Source organism: Streptomyces bacillaris, assembly GCF_003268675.1.
Taxonomy (GTDB): domain Bacteria; phylum Actinomycetota; class Actinomycetes; order Streptomycetales; family Streptomycetaceae; genus Streptomyces; species Streptomyces bacillaris.
On the sequence record NZ_CP029378.1, the window covers coordinates 6,034,203 to 6,051,296 of the forward strand.

14 protein-coding genes are annotated in these 17,094 nt (G+C 72.6%); 6 read left to right on the forward strand and 8 right to left on the reverse strand.

Going from position 1 to position 17,094, the window contains the following annotated elements:
• Nucleotides 1-50 precede the first annotated feature (50 nt).
• Together cobT and DJ476_RS26200 are read right to left on the reverse strand one after the other, a co-directional pair.
• On the reverse strand, nucleotides 51-1,166 hold the full coding sequence (gene cobT, locus DJ476_RS26195) for a nicotinate-nucleotide--dimethylbenzimidazole phosphoribosyltransferase (RefSeq protein WP_112491711.1): 1,116 nt from the start codon (nucleotides 1,164-1,166) through the stop codon (nucleotides 51-53).
• A 413-nt stretch (nucleotides 1,167-1,579) separates the two neighbouring features.
• Entirely contained in the window at nucleotides 1,580-2,782 is a 1,203-nt protein-coding gene (locus tag DJ476_RS26200; protein ID WP_112491712.1) for a bifunctional adenosylcobinamide kinase/adenosylcobinamide-phosphate guanylyltransferase, read from the reverse strand.
• A 100-nt stretch (nucleotides 2,783-2,882) separates the two neighbouring features.
• Between DJ476_RS26200 and DJ476_RS26205 the strand changes: the two genes are divergently transcribed.
• The gene (locus tag DJ476_RS26205; RefSeq protein ID WP_070203404.1) at nucleotides 2,883-3,092 is read left to right on the forward strand and encodes a hypothetical protein; all 210 of its coding nucleotides are present in this window, start codon (nucleotides 2,883-2,885) and stop codon (nucleotides 3,090-3,092) included.
• A gap of 64 nt (nucleotides 3,093-3,156) precedes the next feature.
• On the opposite strand, the gene DJ476_RS26210 is transcribed toward DJ476_RS26205, so the two are convergent.
• From DJ476_RS26210 to DJ476_RS26220, 3 genes are all read right to left on the reverse strand, one after another.
• Nucleotides 3,157-4,281: a S1C family serine protease gene (locus DJ476_RS26210; protein ID WP_103416220.1), complete on the reverse strand. Its 1,125-nt coding sequence runs from the start codon at nucleotides 4,279-4,281 to the stop codon at nucleotides 3,157-3,159.
• 108 nt (nucleotides 4,282-4,389) lie between these two features.
• Complete coding sequence (locus tag DJ476_RS26215) at nucleotides 4,390-5,097, reverse strand: class I SAM-dependent methyltransferase (RefSeq protein ID WP_112492629.1); 708 nt, start codon at nucleotides 5,095-5,097, stop codon at nucleotides 4,390-4,392.
• A 74-nt stretch (nucleotides 5,098-5,171) separates the two neighbouring features.
• The gene (locus tag DJ476_RS26220; protein WP_026237281.1) at nucleotides 5,172-5,771 is read right to left on the reverse strand and encodes a DUF3043 domain-containing protein; all 600 of its coding nucleotides are present in this window, start codon (nucleotides 5,769-5,771) and stop codon (nucleotides 5,172-5,174) included.
• Nucleotides 5,772-6,069: 298 nt separating this feature from the next.
• Between DJ476_RS26220 and DJ476_RS26225 the strand changes: the two genes are divergently transcribed.
• The 5 genes from DJ476_RS26225 (at nucleotide 6,070) to DJ476_RS26245 (ending at nucleotide 12,881) form a co-directional block, all read left to right on the forward strand.
• Nucleotides 6,070-6,849 (forward strand): PspA/IM30 family protein, encoded by a 780-nt coding sequence (locus DJ476_RS26225; protein ID WP_103416218.1) that lies wholly within the window; start codon nucleotides 6,070-6,072, stop codon nucleotides 6,847-6,849.
• Between the two features lie 13 nt (nucleotides 6,850-6,862).
• Nucleotides 6,863-7,141 (forward strand): PspA-associated protein PspAA, encoded by a 279-nt coding sequence (gene pspAA / locus DJ476_RS26230; RefSeq protein WP_018486713.1) that lies wholly within the window; start codon nucleotides 6,863-6,865, stop codon nucleotides 7,139-7,141.
• A 181-nt stretch (nucleotides 7,142-7,322) separates the two neighbouring features.
• Entirely contained in the window at nucleotides 7,323-8,624 is a 1,302-nt protein-coding gene (locus DJ476_RS26235) for a sensor histidine kinase (protein ID WP_103416443.1), read from the forward strand.
• Nucleotides 8,621-9,367 carry a response regulator gene (locus tag DJ476_RS26240; protein WP_112491713.1) on the forward strand — a complete coding sequence of 249 codons (747 nt, stop codon included), beginning with the start codon at nucleotides 8,621-8,623 and terminating at the stop codon, nucleotides 9,365-9,367. The genes DJ476_RS26235 and DJ476_RS26240 overlap by 4 nt, the downstream gene beginning before the upstream one ends.
• Before the next feature lie 346 nt (nucleotides 9,368-9,713).
• Nucleotides 9,714-12,881: an efflux RND transporter permease subunit gene (locus DJ476_RS26245; protein ID WP_103416216.1), complete on the forward strand. Its 3,168-nt coding sequence runs from the start codon at nucleotides 9,714-9,716 to the stop codon at nucleotides 12,879-12,881.
• Between the two features lie 190 nt (nucleotides 12,882-13,071).
• On the opposite strand, the gene DJ476_RS35205 is transcribed toward DJ476_RS26245, so the two are convergent.
• From DJ476_RS35205 to nadA, 3 genes are all read right to left on the reverse strand, one after another.
• Entirely contained in the window at nucleotides 13,072-15,195 is a 2,124-nt protein-coding gene (locus DJ476_RS35205) for a tetratricopeptide repeat protein (RefSeq protein ID WP_162638796.1), read from the reverse strand.
• Complete coding sequence (locus tag DJ476_RS35810; protein WP_162638798.1) at nucleotides 15,192-15,629, reverse strand: hypothetical protein; 438 nt, start codon at nucleotides 15,627-15,629, stop codon at nucleotides 15,192-15,194. The genes DJ476_RS35205 and DJ476_RS35810 overlap by 4 nt, the downstream gene beginning before the upstream one ends.
• 200 nt (nucleotides 15,630-15,829) lie before the next feature.
• Entirely contained in the window at nucleotides 15,830-17,008 is a 1,179-nt protein-coding gene (gene nadA, locus DJ476_RS26255) for a quinolinate synthase NadA (RefSeq protein ID WP_103416214.1), read from the reverse strand.
• Nucleotides 17,009-17,094 lie beyond the last annotated feature (86 nt).

Genomic DNA, 17,094 nt, shown 5'->3' on the forward strand with positions numbered 1-17,094 from the left:
GCGGGCGCCCCCGGCGGGGCCGCCCGCCCCACCCGTCGGTCCCGGCCCTCTCAGGTCGCGTCGAGCACCTTCACGTCGTCCGTGTCCTGGCCCTCGGAGGGCCCTTCGGTGTCCTCCCCGGCCGTCACCGGCGTACGCTCCGGCAGCTCGGCGGCGAGCGCGGCCGCCGCCTGCACCAGCGGCAGGGCCAGCAGCGCCCCCGTGCCCTCGCCCACCGTCACCCCGTGGTCCAGCAGCGGGGTCAGCGCCATCCGGTCCAGCGCCTTCGACTGCGCGGGCTCCCCGCTGACCTGCCCGGCCAGCCACCAGTCCGGCGCCCGGAACGCCGCCCGCTGCGCCACCAGCGCACAGGCCGCCCCGACGACCCCGTCCAGGATCACCGGCATCCGCCGCACCGCCGACTGGAGCAGGAACCCCGTCATCGCGGCCAGATCCGCCCCGCCCACCGTGGCCAGCAGCTCCAGCTGGTCACCGAGGACCGGCCGGGCCCGCCGCAGCGCGTCCCGGATCGCGGCGCACTTGCGCATCCAGGCCAGATCGTCGATACCCGCACCACCGCGCCCGGTCACCACCGACGCGTCGGTGCCGCAGAGCGCGGCGACCAGCGTCGCGGCGGCCGTGGTCCCGCCCACGCTCAGGTCCCCGAGCGCCACCAGATCGGTTCCGGAGTCGGCCTCCTCGTCGGCGATGGCCATGCCCAGGCGGACGGCCCGCTCGGTCTCCTCGGCGGTGAGCGCGTCCTCGATGTCGATGCGCCCGGACCCCCGCCGCACCCGGTGCCGTACGACGGACTCGGGCAGCAGCTCCGGGTCGCAGTCGATCCCCGCGTCCACGATGCGCAGCGGCACCGCGAAGCGCCGGGCCAGCACCGCCACCGGGCTCGCCCCGTCCAGGGCCGCCCGGACCAGCTCATGGGTGGTGCCCGCGGCCCGCCCGGAGACGTCCAGCTCCGCCACCCCGTGGTCGGCGGCGAAGAGGACCACGCGCGGCTGCTCGACGGCCTTGACCGGTACGGACTGCTGCGCGGCGCTCAGCCACTCGCCCAGCTCGTCGAGCCGGCCCAGCGCCCCCGGCGGGACGCTCAGCCGCTCCCGCCGTTCCTCGGCATCGCGCCGGACGCCCCCGTCGGGGCGTTCGATCAGGTCGGAGAAGTCGTCCAGATTCACGGAGGTCTGCCTCGCGGGTCGTCACGTCGGTTTCCGGGCCGGGAACCCGGCGCCGGGCCCCTGCCGGGAACAGTACCGCCCGCCCTGAGGAAGCAGCCCGGCACCGGTGACACCCCTTCACGGCCGCGGCATGGCCACGTGAGACCCCTTCACGGACGCGAGACCGCCACGTGAGACCCCTTAACGGACGCAAGACCGCTACGTGAGACCCCTTAACGGATGTGATGTCCTCACTCGAGACCATCTCACTGGCGCAACGCCCGCAAGCGAGGCCCCCTCACCCCAAGCGAGACCCCTCACCCCAAGCGAGACCCCTCACCCCAAGCGAGACCCCTCACCCCAAGCGAGACCCCTCACCCCAAGCGAGGCATCCTCAGCCCAAGTGAGGCCCCCTCACCCCCGCCTGGCCCTCCTCACCCCCGCACCACCACCGCCTGCCCCGCCACCACCAGCAGCACTTCCTCGCACTCGGCCGCCACCGCCGCGTTCAGCCGCCCCAGCTCGTCCCGGAACCGCCGCCCCGCAGGGGTCGCCGGGACCACGCCCGAACCCACCTCGTTGGTCACCAGCACCACCTGACGGCGGGTCCCACGCACCGCGGCCACCAGTTCCGCGACCCGCGCCCGCAGAGCGGTCTCACCGCCCTCCCGCCACCGCACGTCCTCCCAGGCGTCCACCCGGTCCATCGCGTCGGTCAGCCAGAGCGACAGGCAGTCGATCAGCAGCGGCGGCCCCTCCGCCGCCAGCAGCCCCACCAGCTCGCAGGTCTCCTCGGTCCGCCACGCGCCCGGCCTGCGCTCCCGGTGCAGCGCCACCCGGGCCGCCCACTCCGGGTCCCCGCCGCGCCGCCCGCCGGTCGCCACGTACACCACCTCGGGGAACGTCTCCAAGCGCCGCTCCGCCTCCAGCGACTTCCCCGACCGGGCGCCCCCCGTCACCAGCACCCGGCGCGGCACGTCCGGCACCACCGGATACTCGCCCACCGCCAGCGTCGTCCCGTCCGGCACCGCCCGTGCCCCGGCCGCCGCGAGGAGCCGGTCCAGCGCCGCACCCGGCGGGGCGTCGTGGTCCAGATGGACCGCGATCACCTCGGTGGTCGGCCCGACCGCGCCCACCGCCCGCAGCCGCGCCACGGCGTCGGGGCGCCCCACCACATCGCAGACCACCAGGTCGTACGGGCGCTCCGCCCGCCCATCGAGACCGGCGGGCGCGGCCCCGGGCGGCAGGTACAGCAGCCGTTCACCGTCCGGTGAGCCGACCTCGTAACCGGTCCCCGGCGCGTCCATCGGCACCGCCCGCACCCGGTGCCCGCTGATCAGCGTCAGCACCTGGCCGTCCGGCACCCGCCCGGCCGGCGGCAGGGTGGGCGGCAGTTCGACGGCGGGCCCGTCGTGCGGATGGGTCAGCAGCACCTGGCGTACCGCGCTCAGCGAGTGCCCCGCGCGGGCGGCCGCGAAGACCGCCCCCGGGGTCAGGTCGAGCAGCAGCGCGTCGTCGACCAGCAGGGCGGTCGCGGCCCGCGCCCACGGGCCGTGGGCCCGGGCGCAGACCGCGCAGGGGCAGGAGGGGCGGGGCAGCCCTTCGGGGGCTCCGGTGCCGAGCAGAGTCAGTTCCACACCTTGATCCTCCCGTGTCCCCCCGCCAGGTGCGCGCCCGGCTAGGCTTCGGGCAGCAACTGACCCAGGATCGGGCAGCAACGTGACCCAGGAGGCGGACATGGCGTGGACGTGGCGGTTCGAGAAGTCCGACGGCACGGAGACGGAGCCGGCACTGCAGCCGGAGGAGTTCACCACCCAGGGCGACGCGGAGTCCTGGATCGGGGAGTACTGGAAGGAGCTGCTGGAGGGCGGTGCCGCCCAGGTGACGCTCTTCGAGGACTCGGTGAAGATCTACGGCCCGATGAGCCTCCAGGCCGACGGCGCCTGAGACCCGGGCAGCGGAAGGGGCGGTACGGAATCTCCCGTACCGCCCCTTCCCGCACGCACTGTGCTCAGATCTCCCCGAGCGTGACCTCCGCCGTCCTGCTGTCGCCGCCCCGGGTGTACGTCACCGTCACCCTGTCGCCCGGCTTGTCACCCGCCAGCGCCTCGGAGAGCGAGGTGACGGTGGTGACCTCGGAGTCCCCGATCTTCGTGACGATGTCCCCGGCCCGCAGCCCCGCCTCGTCCGCGGCCCCGCCCCGGTCCACGCTCACCAGCGCGACCCCGGCCGGCCGGTAGGAGTCGTCGACGACCGTACGGCCGGTGATGTTCAGCGCCGCCCGGCCCGAGTCGGTGACCTTGCCGTCCTTGATGATCTGGTCGGCGACCGTCCGCACCATCGAGACGGGGATCGCGAAGCCGATGCCCGGCGCCGCGCTGTCGCCCATCTGCGGGTCCGTCGCCGCGAGGGTCGGGATGCCGATCACCTCGCTCCGCAGGTTGACCAGCGCCCCGCCGCTGTTCCCCGGGTTGATCGCCGCCGAGGTCTGCACCATGTTGGCGATCGTGGCGCCGGTACCGCCGCCCGACCGGCTCTCGCTCACCGTCCGGCCGAGCGCCGAGACGATGCCCTGGGTGACGCTGCTGGAGAGGCCGAGCGGCGAGCCCATCGCCATCACGATCTGCCCGACCTCGACCTTCTCCGCGTCACCGAACTTCGCGGGCTTCAGCGCGTCGGGCACCTCGTCGAGTTTGATGACCGCGAGATCCTGCTCCGGATAGGAGGAGACCAGCGTGGCGTCCAGCACCGCCTCCCCGGTGGCGACGGTGACCTTGAACGACTTCTCTTCGCCGATCACATGCGCGTTGGTGACGACATGGCCCTTGTCGTCGTAGACGATCCCGGAGCCGAGGCTGTCCGAGGCGTCGATCTGCACCACCGAGGGCAGCACGTCGTTGATGACGGCCTGGTAGGCGCCCTCCAGGTCGGCGGTGTCACGGGTCACCGAGCCCTGGGCCGTACCGGAGGGGGTGGCCTTGGCGGCGGCGGGGGCGGCAGCCGGATCCGCGCCGGAGCACCCGGTGGCCAGGGCGAGCGCGCAGGCCCCCGCGGACAGGGTAAGCAGCAGCCGCCGTGCGCGGCCGGGGGAGCGGGGAGCCGAGGGGGATGCGTCGTCCAGAACCGGAATCTCCATAACCGGAGTCTGGTGCCCCCACCCTTTCGGGTGCCTGTGCTGATGGGCCGAACGAGGGCTGCCCGAAAGCGACCTCCGTACGCCGGGAAGGCACCCCTGTACGGCTTCCTAGCCGCGCACCCCGCACAGATGCAGCAGTGCCGCGACGCTCCGGTACGGGTCGGTCCGCGCCGCCCGGTCCTCCAGGGTCAGCACCCGCTCCAGCTCCCCGGGAGGCAGCTCGGTGCCGTCGGCCACGTTGTCCGTGAAGACCCGCACCCCGTACCAGGCGTGCAGCGGGGCGGCGATCCCGGCCAGGGTGGCGCGCAGCGCGTCCAGCCGGTCGGCCCGCACGGTGGTGCCGAGGTCATCGGTGTACGTGGCCGAGTCGAAGGCCGCGAGGGCCGCGCCGAAGTCACCGGCGAGCGCGGGGCGCATCGCGAGCGCGTCCGCGTTCCGTACGAGGAGGGAGAGCAGGCCGCCCGGAGCCAGCATGCGGGCCAGCCCTGCCAGCATCGGGTCGGGCTCCTCGACGTACATCAGCACGCCGTGGCAGAGCACCACGTCGAAGCTGCCCGGCAGGAAGTGCACACCGGTCTCCCGGCCGTCCCCCTCGATCAGCCGGACCCGCTCCCGGATGCCCTCCGGCTCGGTCGACAGCGCCTCACGGGCCGCGCCCAGCAGGCCGGCGTCCGACTCCAGACCGGTCACCGAGTGACCGGCCCGCGCGAGCCGCAGCGCCTGGACACCCCGGCCCATGCCGACGTCCAGGATGCGCAACCGCTGACCGACCGGGAAGCGCCCGGCTATCTGCTCGTCCAGCTGCCGGGCGACCAGCTCCTGGCGGACGGTGTCCCGCACGGATCCGGGGCTCGCCGGACAGAGCCCAGGAGCGCCGGAGACCTCCGTGCTCAGGGCCGCTCTCCGCGCTTGACCTGCGGCTTCGGGAGCCGCAGACGACGCATCTGGAGCGTGCGCATCAGACCGTAGGCGACGGCACCGCGCTTGGGCGTGTCCGGGAAGCGCTCCCGAAGCTGCTTCTTCAGCCGGATCGACAGACCGATCGAGTCGATCACGATCAGGATGATCACACCCATCCAGAGCAGCAGCGAGATGCTCTGGATGTTCTGCACCTGGATCACGCTGAGGATCAGGATGATCACGGCGAGCGGCAGGAACCACTCGGCGACGCAGAAGCGCGAGTCCACGTAGTCACGGACGAAGCGCCGCACCGGGCCCTTGTCGCGGACCGGCAGATAGCGCTCGTCGCCCGAGGCCAGCGCCTCGCGCTGCCGGGCCAGGTCGGCGCGGCGCGCTTCCCGCTGGCGCTTCACGGCCGCCTTGCGGTCGGTCGGCGCACTGGACGCGGCGCGTCGGCGCTGCGTCTGGGCCTCGCTGCGCTTGGGGGTGGGGCGACCCTTGGGAGCCTGCGGGTCGCGGGGCTGCTTGGAGAGGTCCGCCGTCACCTGATCGGTGGGGGCCTTCTCTGTCTTGGCACGGCTACGGAACACAAAACCCAAGGGTACGGGGTCGGCCCGCGGACTCGTGGACCCGGGCGGGAACGATCCGGCAACGGACGGCGTCCCTGTAGGCAACCGACAGGGGCAGAACAGGCCTTAACCATCGGTTTCCCTGACCGCCACCTACACCCTGGGCGGGAGCGGTCGCCGGGTGCACTCGTCCTTGGGGAGGAGCACATCCGCACTCGAACAGTGCGGTAATAGAGGCAGGGCCCGTACTGTGGGTTCTATCGGGAGTGCTGGAGCTCAGTCCGTCAGAAGGGGGCGCGCGAAGCCCATGAGCGGTGTCATGAAGCGTATGGGGATGCTTTTCCGCGCGAAGGCAAACAAGGCCCTTGACCGGGCCGAGGATCCGCGCGAGACCCTGGATTACTCGTACCAGAAGCAGCTGGAGCTGCTTCAGAAGGTGCGTCGCGGCGTCGCCGACGTGGCGACGTCCCGCAAGCGTCTGGAGCTGCAGCTCAACCAGCTGCAGGGCCAGTCGTCCAAGCTGGAGGACCAGGGCCGCAAGGCGCTGGCGCTCGGTCGCGAGGACCTGGCGCGTGAGGCGCTGTCCCGGCGCGCCGCCCTCCAGCAGCAGGTCACCGACCTGGAGACGCAGCACACCACGCTGCAGGGCGAGGAGGAGAAGCTCACCCTCGCGGCCCAGCGGCTGCAGGCCAAGGTCGATGCCTTCCGCACCAAGAAGGAGACCATCAAGGCGACCTACACGGCGGCCCAGGCGCAGACCCGGATCGGGGAGGCCTTCTCCGGCATCTCCGAGGAGATGGGCGACGTCGGCCTCGCGATCCAGCGGGCCGAGGACAAGACGCAGCAGCTCCAGGCGCGGGCCGGTGCCATCGACGAGCTGCTCGCCTCCGGCGCCCTGGACGACCCGACCGGCACGGCGAAGGACGACATCGCCGCCGAGCTGGACCGGATCTCCGGCGGCTCGGACGTGGAGCTGGAGCTCCAGCGCATGAAGGCCGAGCTGGCCGGCGGCTCCTCGTCCTCGCAGCAGGCGATCGAGGGCGGTGCCCAGGGCACGCAGCAGCCGCAGCAGTCCCCGCACAAGTTCGACAAGCAGTAGTGAGGGCGGCGTCATGATCGTACGGATCATGGGGGAGGGCCAGGTCAAGCTGGCCGACAGTCACTTCGCCGAGCTGAACGAGCTGGACGATCTCCTGCTCAAGGAGATGGACAGCGGCGACGGCCCCGGCTTCCGCACCACGCTCAACGCGCTGCTCGACAAGGTGCGTGAGCTGGGTGCTCCGCTGCCCGACGACTCCCTGGAGCCGTCGGAGCTGATCCTGCCCGCACCCGACGCGACCCTCGAAGAGGTGCGCGCGATGCTCAGCGACGACGGACTCATCCCGAACTGAATCCGGAGGCTCCGCCTCCACCAGCACTCGTACAGCACGTGTACGCCCGCCAGTGCCCCGCGCCGGTCCGGTCCGCCGACCACCGACGCGGGGCACGGCGCTGTCCGGGCGCACCGGTTGTGGTCGTCCCGGCACCCGGCGGAGACGGTTCCGTACACGACACGCCGTACCGTTGCTGGACGTGACCACCCTTCCCTCTGGGTTCGCACGGGCCCGCCGCTGGCTTCGGGACCATCCGCTCGCGTTCGACGCGGCCCTGGCGTTCTGCGTCCTGACGGCCATGATCTGCGGTTCGTTCGCGGACCCGGGCAAGGGCCACGGGCCGACGTTCGGGACCCGCACGCCCGAGCCCTTCAGCGTGCTGCTGATGGTGCTCGCCGCCTCGGCCCTCGTGCTGCGGCGGCGCCGGCCGATGCCGGTCCTCGCGGTGACCGGCGGCCTCGCGGCGACCGAGTACATCTTCATCGACCCGCCCGCCCCGGTCGTGATGAGCAGCGTCATCGCGCTCTACACCGTCGCCTCGCGCACCGACCGCCCCACCACCTGGCGGGTCGGGCTGCTGACCATGGGGATCCTGACGGTGGCCGCGATGGTCTTCGGCTCGACGCCCTGGTACAGCCAGGAGAACCTGGGCGTCTTCGCCTGGACCGGGATGGCGTCGGCCGCAGGGGACGCCGTACGCAGCCGCCGCGCCTTCGTCGACGCGATCCGGGAGCGGGCCGAGCGGGCGGAGCGGACGAGGGAGGAGGAGGCCCGGCGCCGGGTCGCGGAGGAGCGGCTGCGGATCGCCCGGGACCTCCACGACGTGGTCGCCCACCACATCGCCCTGGTCAATGTGCAGGCCGGGGTCGCCGCCCACGTCATGGACAAGCGCCCCGACCAGGCCAAGGAGGCGCTCGCCCACGTCCGCGAGGCCAGCCGCTCCGCGCTCAACGAACTCCGGGTCACCGTCGGGCTGCTCCGCCAGTCCGGCGACCCCGAGGCCCCCACCGAACCGGCCCCCGGCCTCGCGGTCCTGGACGAGCTGGTGGCCACCTTCCGCAACGCCGGGCTCCCCGTCGAGGTGGTGGGCGCGGACCGGGCTCCCGGCCTCCCCTCCGCCGTCGACCTGGCCGCGTACCGGGTCATCCAGGAGGCCCTGACCAACGTACGCAAACACGCGGGCGCCGGGGCCAGGGCTGAGGTCAGCGTCGTACGGGTCGGAGCCACCGCCGAGATCACGGTCCTGGACAACGGGCGGGGCGGCGCGGCCGACGGACCGGGCCCGGAGAACGAGGCCGCCCCCGACGGCGGCGGCCACGGCCTGCTCGGCATGCGCGAACGGGTCACCGCCCTCGGCGGCGCCCTCACGGCGGGACCTCGGTACGGGGGCGGGTTCCGGGTCCATGCGATCCTGCCCATCGAGGCCCCCACCGGTGAAGGGGCCCGCACCAGCGAACCGGAACCGCCCGGCCCGGCGGCCACGACGGGGGAGCGCCGATGACCCAGCCCGCCAAGACACCCGAGGCACCCGGAGCACCCGGGACATCCGAGGCGCCCATCAGGGTGCTGCTCGCCGACGACCAGGCCCTGCTGCGCAGCGCGTTCCGGGTACTGGTGGACTCCGAGCCCGGCATGGAGGTCGTCGGGGAGGCGGCCGACGGGGCCGAGGCGGTGGAGCTGGCCCGGACCACCGCCCCCGACGTCGTGCTGATGGACATCCGGATGCCGGGCACGGACGGGCTGGCCGCCACCCGCATGATCAGCACCGACCCGGCGCTCGCGGCGGTCCGGGTGGTCATGCTCACCACCTTCGAGGTCGACGAGTACGTGGTCCAGGCCCTGCGCGCCGGGGCCTCCGGTTTCCTCGGCAAGGGCGCCGAGCCCGACGAACTGCTCAACGCGATCCGGATCGCGGCGGCGGGCGAGGCGCTGCTCTCCCCGGCGGCGACCAAGGGGCTCATCGCCACTTTCCTTGCCCAGGGCGGGAGTTCACCGGCGAGGGAGGGGCCGGAGAGCGCGGAGTACGCGGAGCGGCTGGCCGCGCTGACCGTACGCGAGCGGGAGGTGCTGGTCCTGGTGGCCGGCGGCCTCTCCAACGACCGGATCGCGGAACGGCTGGCGGTCAGCCCGCTCACCGTCAAGACGCATGTGAACCGGGCGATGGCGAAGGTGGCGGCCCGGGACCGGGCGCAACTGGTCGTGATCGCCTACGAATCGGGTCTGGTACGCCCCCGGGTGGAGTGAGGCGGGCCCGGGCGACGCGGTGGGTGGAGAGAAGGCGTACTCCACCTGCGGTATGCGCGGCATAAGAAAGCAGCCCGGGGACCGACGTCCGGGCGGACGGAGTCGGAGATCGTATAAGCGGACGGGATGTGTCCCCCGCGCCGACCTCGGAACGGTTCACCGCTCCCGGAACGGTTCACTGCTCCCGGAGCGGATCGCTGCTCCTGGAACGGTTCACCGCCCCGGAACCGGTTCACCGACCTCCGGAACCGATCACCGATGCCCGGACCGGTTCACCGCCCCCGGGTCCCCGCTTTCCCGCCCATACGCCTCGCACGCTCGCACGCCACGGAAGAGAGACCCACCCATGTCCTGGCTGTCCAGATTCAGCCTCGCGCAGCGGGCCCTGATCGGGCTGATCTCGATCGTCGCGCTCGTCTTCGGCGCGATCGCGATCCCGCAGCTCAAGCAGCAGCTGCTGCCCACCATCGAACTCCCGATGGTCTCGGTGCTGGCCCCTTACCCGGGCGCCTCCCCCGACGTGGTGGAGAAGCAGGTCGTCGAGCCGCTGGAGAACTCCCTCAAGGCCGTCGACGGCGTCGAGGGGATCACCTCCACCGCCAGCGAGGGCAACGCCCTCATCATGGCGACCTTCGACTTCGGCGACGAGGGCACCAAGCAGCTCGTCGCGGACATCCAGCAGGCGGTGAACCGGGCCCGCGCCCAACTGCCCCCGACGGTCGACCCGCAGGTCATCGCCGGTTCCACGGACGACATCCCGACCGTGGTCCTGGCCGTCACCTCCGACAAGGACCAGCAGGCGCTGGCCGACCAGCTGGACCGCACGGTCGTCCCCGCGCTCCAGGACATCGACGGCGTCGGCCAGGTCACGGTGGACGGGGTCCAGGAGCTCCAGGTCTCCGTCGTCCCCGACGACAGGAAGCTGGCGGCGGCCGGGCTGAACGCGGGTTCCCTCGCCCAGGCGCTCCAGGCGGGCGGCGCCACGCTGCCGGCGGGCTCCTTCTCCGAGGCGGGCAAGAGCCGCACCATCCAGGTCGGCGGCGGCTACACCTCGCTGGAGCAGATCGAGAACCTCCAGGTCGTCCCCCAGCAGCAGCCGGGCGCCTCGGAGGAGGGGCCGGCGAAGCCCGTACGGATCGGGGACGTGGCGGAGGTGAAGCAGGAGCCGTCCACCGCGGTCTCCATCACCCGTACGAACGGCAAGCCCAGCCTCGCCGTGATGGCCACCATGGACAAGGACGGCAGCGCCGTCGCCATCTCGGACGCCGTCAAGGAGAAGCTGCCCGACCTGCGCAAGGACCTCGGCGCGGGCGCCGAGCTGACCGTCGTCTCCGATCAGGGACCGGCGGTCTCCAAGTCGATCTCCGGTCTCACCACCGAGGGCGCGCTCGGCCTGGTCTTCGCGGTCCTGGTGATCCTGGTCTTCCTCGCCTCGATCCGCTCGACGCTGGTCACCGCGGTCTCCATCCCGCTCTCCATCGTCCTGGCGCTCATCGTGCTCTGGACGCGTGACCTGTCGCTCAACATGCTGACGCTCGGCGCGCTGACCATCGCCATCGGCCGGGTCGTCGACGACTCGATCGTGGTCCTGGAGAACATCAAGCGCCACCTCGGCTACGGGGAGGAGCGCCAGGCGGCGATCATCACGGCGGTCAAGGAGGTGGCCGGAGCGGTCACCTCCGCCACGCTCACCACGGTCGCGGTGTTCCTGCCGATCGGTCTGGTCGGCGGCATGGTGGGCCAGCTCTTCGGCTCGTTCTCGCTGACGGTCACCGCCGCGCTGCTGGCCTCGCTGCTGGTCTCGCTGACGGTGGTCCCGGTCCTCTCCTTCTGGTTCCTGCGCGCCCCCAAGGGCACCCCCGAGGACGCGGCCGAGGCCCGGCGCCTCGCGGAGGAGAAGGAGGCGGCCAGCAAGCTCCAGCGCCTGTACGTCCCCGTCCTGCGCTTCGCGACCCGCCGCCGGATCACCAGCCTGGTCATCGCGGCCGCGGTGCTCGTCGCCACCTTCGGGATGCTCCCGCTTCTCAAGACCAACTTCTTCGACGCGGGAGAGCAGGAAGTCCTCACCGTCAAGCAGAAGCTGGAACCCGGCACCAGCCTCCAGGCCGCCGACGAGGCCGCCCGCAAGGTCGAGCAGGTCCTCATCGACGACAAGGGCGTCAAGGACTACCAGGTCACCGTCGGCTCCTCCGGCTTCATGGCGGCCTTCGGCGGCGGTACGGGCGCCAACCAGGCCTCGTACCAGGTCACCCTGAAGGACGCCAAGGACTACGAGGACGCCCAGGACCGCATCTCCGGGGCCCTCGGCAAGCTCGACGGCATCGGGGACACGACCATCACCGCGGGCGACGGCTTCGGCGCCCAGGACCTGAGCGTCGTGGTCAAGGCGTCGGACGCCGATGTCCTGAAGAAGGCGTCGGAGGCGGTCCGCACGGAGGTCGCCACGATCAAGGACGTCACCGACGTCCAGAGCGACCTGGCCCAGAGCGTCCCGCGCATCGCGGTCACCCCCAACGACAAGGCGGCGGCAGCCGGTTTCGACTCCACCACCCTCGGCGGGATCGTCGCCGGAGCCGTACGCGGCACCCCGGCCGGCAGCGCGACGCTGGACGACACCGAGCGCGACATCGTCATCAAGTCCGCCCGCCCGGCCGCCACGATGGCCGAGCTGAAGGCCCTGCCGCTCGGCCCGGTGAAGCTGGGCGACATCGCCACGGTCGAACTGGTCCCCGGCCCGGTCTCGATGACCCGCATCGACGGCCAGCGCGCGGCGACCATCACCGCCAAGCCCGTCGGTGACAACACCGGTGCGGTCAGCGCCACCCTCGCCTCGAAGATCGACGCCCTGGACCTCCCCGACGGCGCCACCGCCACCATCGGCGGCGTCTCCGAGGACCAGAACGAGGCCTTCATGCAGCTGGGCCTCGCCATGCTGGCGGCCATCGCGATCGTCTTCATGCTGCTGGTCGCCACCTTCCGCTCCCTCGTCCAGCCGCTGATCCTGCTGGTCTCGGTGCCGTTCGCGGCGACCGGTGCCATCGGCCTGCTGCTCGTCACCGGCACCCCGCTGGGCGTTCCCGCGATGATCGGCCTGCTGATGCTCATCGGCATCGTGGTCACCAACGCGATCGTGCTGATCGACCTGATCAACCAGTACCGCGCCCAGGGCCTCGGCATCGTCGAAGCCGTCATCGAGGGCGGCCGCCACCGCTTCCGCCCGATCCTGATGACCGCCCTGGCCACCATCTTCGCCCTGCTCCCGATGGCCCTCGGCGTCACCGGCGACGGCGGCTTCATCTCCCAGCCGCTGGGCGTCGTGGTGATCGGCGGCCTCATCAGCTCCACGGTCCTGACCCTGGTGCTGGTCCCGACGCTGTACGCGATGGTCGAACTCCGCAAGGAACGCCGCGCCGAGAAGAAGGCCGCCAAGCGAGCGGCCAAGGCAGGCGTCCCGGACCAGCAGCCCGGGCCGAAGGAGGAGGAGCCCCGGGAGGCCGAGCCCGCGAAGGCCTGACTCTGAACGAAGGAAGGGGCCCGTCCGACGCACGCGCGTGGGACGGGCCCCTTTCGGGGTCCCCGCCTGCTCGACCGGGAAGACGAACGCGTTCCGGGTGGGGGCCTGGAGGGTGACGGCTGAGGTCCGCGGCGGCCCGACAGCCTCAGACGAACCCGCCCAGGCCCTGGAAGGCGGCGGCCCGTCGGCCTCAGGCCCCGTCGCCGCCCAGGGCCTCGATGATGCGGCCCAGCGTCTCCCCGTTCCGTTCGGGGTGGCGGGTGGTGACGGCCCGGGCCTCGTCCAGGAGGCGGGTGCGCGTCCGCTCGTCGGCCTTGTGGCGGAGGGCGGCCAGGTCGGCCGGGTCGAAGCCGCGCGTCTCGCCCGAGAGGACCAGGGCCATCTGGGCGTGGGTGAGCGAGGAGAGGCGGTCGCCGAAGACCTGGCCCTCGATGCCTCCGGCGTGCATCAGGGAGGTGCCGTCCCCGGCCTCCAACGCGCGGTCCACATACGTCTGGAGGGTCTCGCGGTCCTCCACCAGGCGGTACGCGGCGTCCAGGCCCTCCGTGCGGCCGATGTCGAGCATGGCGACATGGGCCAGGGGGGTGTCCGGGGGCGGTTGTACGGTCAGGAGGCGCGGGTGCTCCTCCAGGTAGGCCCGCGACTCCGTCCAGTCCGCGCACTCCAGCCACTCCGCCAGCTGCTCCGACAGGATCAGCGGGTCATAGGCGGCGGTCACCCCGTGGACCAGCACCGCGTCCCGGAGCGTCGCGTGCCGCTGGGCGCCGTGCGGGTCCAGGATCGCCAGCTCGTCCAGGGCCGCCGCCGCCTCCTCGCTGCCCAGCACCTCCGCGTTGCCCGACCAGAAGTCGCGCGAGCGGGGCCAGTTGGGCGCGAACATCCAGGCGCTGACCAGGTCCAGGGTCTCCGCCCGCACGGCGAGCCACTCCGGCGCGGGCGTGAACGTCTCCTCCTCCCACACCGTGCGCACCGCCGCCGGGTCCCCGTACGAGCGCAGCGCCTGCCGGGCCCGTACGGTCACGGCGTCCGGGCCCCCGGCCCGCTGCCCGTCCTCGTCGAGCCACAGCACCAGCTCCGCCAGCCCGGTCGTGGGCCAGGGGGCGGGGCAGCGCAGCAGGAAGGCGTTCCGCTCCACGACCAGGCGGCGGCCGACCACCGGATCGGTCTCAGCGAACTCCTTGACGATGCCGTCGAACTCCTCGACCGCCGCCGCATGCCTGCCCAGACGCCCGAGCGCCCGGGTCAGGTCGTCCAGAGCCGCGATCAGGGGCGTGGCCGAGGCGGGAGAGGGATCCGGCCGGTCCGGCGTCAGCCGGCGGTTGAGGGTCACCGCCTCCCAGAACGCCTCCACCGCCCCCTCCGCGTCGCCCTCCAGCTCCACATACGTGCCGAGCATCCGAAGGGCCCCGGCCAACTCCTCCTCCGCCTCTTCCCCATGTGCCCGCAGCAGTGCGACGGCCTCCCGTACCGGGGGCAGGGCACCCACCGGGTCCCCGGTGTCCGCCAGGCACCGGGCCAGCGTGCGCAGCGCGGCGGCGAGCCCCGGACGGAACGCCTCCGCACTCTCCGCCACCAGCTCGCGGTGGAGCGCCACCGCCTCCTCCGCCACCCGCAGCCCCGCCGCCGGGTCACCGGCCCGGCCGAGGTGACCGGCCAGGGAGTCCAGCGCCGTGGCCAGCTCCGGGCGGAAGCCGGCCGGTTGCCCGTCGGTGAGCCCCGGGACCGGCCGCTCGCCGTTGAGCCTCCGGACCGGCCGCCTGCCTGCGAGTGCCCGGGCCGATCGCTCGTCGACGACCCCGGCGGCCGGCTGCTCGCCGGTGAACCCTGCCGTCGGCCGCCCGTCGGTGAGTCCCCGGACCGGCCCCTCGTTTGTAAGCCCCCGGGCCGGCCGCTCGTCCGCGAGCCCCCGGAACAGGCTCACGGCCTCCGCCGTCGCCTCGATCGTCCCCGAGGTGTCGCTCACGGCCGCGCGGTGGCCGCCCAGGGTGTGCAGGGCCGTGGCGAGCCGCGGACGGAAGACCTCCGGCTCGTCCGCGGCCAGGTCCCGGAGGAGCCCCACGGCCTCCTCGGCCCGGGGCACGGCCTCCACCGCCTCGCCGGACCCGGCCAGCTGCCCGGCGTACCGCAGCAGGTACTCCACGAGTGCCGGTACGGACGCCCCCGGCTGGTCCTCGTCGACCAGCTCCCGCTGGAGCCGTACGGCCTGCTTCGCGAACGGCGCGGCGGCCGCCGGGTCCCCGGTGGCGGCGATCCGGTCGCCCAGCGCGCTCATGGCCAGGGCCAGCTCCGCCTGGTAGTCGCCCGGGCGCTTCATGCCCAGCTCGGCGTAGATCCGCGCGGCGTCCTTCGCCGGGGCAGGGCGCCTGCTGTGTCCCCGACAGCGGCGAGCAGCTCCGACCACCGGTGCAGCGCCCCGGCCAGTTCGGGCAGGAAGCCGCCGGGACCGTCGTCGTCGAGGGAGCCGAGGGACCGGTAGATCACGGCCGCCTCCTCGGCGGGCGCGATGGCCCCCTGTACGTCCCCGGCCTCGGCGCGGAGGGCGGAGAGGACGCCCAGGGCGGCCGCCAGAGCGGGCCTGCCGGTGGCGGGGTCCTTCTCGGCGGCGCCGCGTCGGGTCCGTACCTCTTCCTCCGCCCGCGGCAGATCCCCTCCCGCCGACCCTTTCGCCGTCCCTGCCCGCGCGCCTACGCCCGTGCCGCGCGCCTCGTCCCCCGCGCTCGTGCCCGTCCCACGGTCCTCGTAACTCATGCCCGCCCCACTGTCGTCTCGCCGTTCGTTCCCGGTCAGCCCCGGCTGCGGTGAGTAGCAGCGTAGTTACGGGGTGGAGGGGGCGGTGGATGTATGGGGAAGATTCAGCCGGTCCGGGAGAGGAGGCCCGGCAGCGAAAAGCCCCGGTATGCCTACACCTGCGGCATACCGGGGCTTTCCTGGTGGATGGAGGCCCGCCGTTACGGCAGCGCCAGCATCCGCTCCAGCGCCAGCTTGGCGAACTTCTCCGTCTCGGGGTCGACCTCGATCCGGTTGACCAGCTTGCCGTCGGCCAGCGACTCCAGCGTCCAGACCAGGTGCGGCAGGTCGATGCGGTTCATCGTCGAGCAGAAGCAGACCGTCTTGTCGAGGAAGACGATCTCCTTGTCCTCCGCGGCGAAACGGTTCGCCAGGCGGCGGACCAGGTTCAGCTCCGTACCGATGGCCCACTTCGAGCCGCGCGGGGCCGCCTCCAGCGCCTTGATGATGTACTCCGTCGAGCCGACGTAGTCCGCCGCCGCCACGACCTCGTGCTTGCACTCCGGGTGCACCAGCACGTTGACCCCGGGGATCCGGGCCCGGACGTCCTCGACCGACTCGACCGAGAAGCGGCCGTGGACCGAGCAGTGGCCGCGCCACAGGATCATCTTGGCGTCCCGCAGCTGCTCGGCGGTGAGGCCGCCGTTCGGCTTGTGCGGGTTGTAGACGACGCAGTCCTCCAGGCTCATCCCCATGTCCCGCACCGCCGTGTTGCGGCCCAGGTGCTGGTCGGGGAGGAAGAGGATCTTCTCGCCCTGCTCGAAGGCCCACTCCAGGGCCCGTTTCGCGTTGGACGAGGTGCAGATCGTGCCGCCGTGGCGGCCGGTGAAGGCCTTGATGTCGGCGGAGGAGTTCATGTACGAGACGGGCACCACCTGGTCGGCGATCCCGGCGTCCGTCAGCACGTCCCAGCACTCCGCGACCTGCTCGGCGGTGGCCATGTCGGCCATCGAGCAGCCCGCCGCCAGGTCCGGCAGCACGACCGCCTGGGCGTCCGTGGTCAGGATGTCCGCGGACTCGGCCATGAAGTGCACACCGCAAAAAACAATGTACTCCGCCTCCGGGCGCGCGGCCGCGTCCCGGGCGAGCTTGAACGAGTCGCCGGTCACGTCCGCGAACTGGATGACCTCGTCGCGCTGGTAGTGGTGGCCGAGGACGAAGACCCGGTCCCCGAGCCTCTCCTTCGCCGCGCGGGCCCGGGCGACCAGGTCCGGGTCGGAGGGGGAGGGGAGGTCGCCGGGGCATTCGACGCCTCGCTCGCTCCTCGGGTCGGCCTCGCGACCGAGCAGCAGCAGCGCGAGGGGTGTCGGCTGTACGTCCAGGGGCTGGGCCGTGGTCACGTCACGCACCCTTTCTTCTCTGCGTTCTGCTCTGCGGCTTGGGTGAACGCGCCTTTTCGTCTATTTGACGCTATCTATCATAGCTC

Bases quoted from the DNA above. Each gene is read 5' to 3' on its own strand.
- DJ476_RS35810 (WP_162638798.1), bottom strand. From the start codon at position 15,629: ATGAGTTACGAGGACCGTGGGACGGGCACGAGCGCGGGGGACGAGGCG.
- DJ476_RS26240 (WP_112491713.1), top strand. From the start codon at position 8,621: ATGACCCAGCCCGCCAAGACACCCGAGGCACCCGGAGCACCCGGGACA.
- pspAA (WP_018486713.1), top strand. From the start codon at position 6,863: ATGATCGTACGGATCATGGGGGAGGGCCAGGTCAAGCTGGCCGACAGT.
- DJ476_RS26205 (WP_070203404.1), top strand. From the start codon at position 2,883: ATGGCGTGGACGTGGCGGTTCGAGAAGTCCGACGGCACGGAGACGGAG.
- DJ476_RS26225 (WP_103416218.1), top strand. From the start codon at position 6,070: ATGAAGCGTATGGGGATGCTTTTCCGCGCGAAGGCAAACAAGGCCCTT.
- DJ476_RS26245 (WP_103416216.1), top strand. From the start codon at position 9,714: ATGTCCTGGCTGTCCAGATTCAGCCTCGCGCAGCGGGCCCTGATCGGG.
- DJ476_RS26210 (WP_103416220.1), bottom strand. From the start codon at position 4,281: ATGGAGATTCCGGTTCTGGACGACGCATCCCCCTCGGCTCCCCGCTCC.
- DJ476_RS35205 (WP_162638796.1), bottom strand. From the start codon at position 15,195: ATGAAGCGCCCGGGCGACTACCAGGCGGAGCTGGCCCTGGCCATGAGC.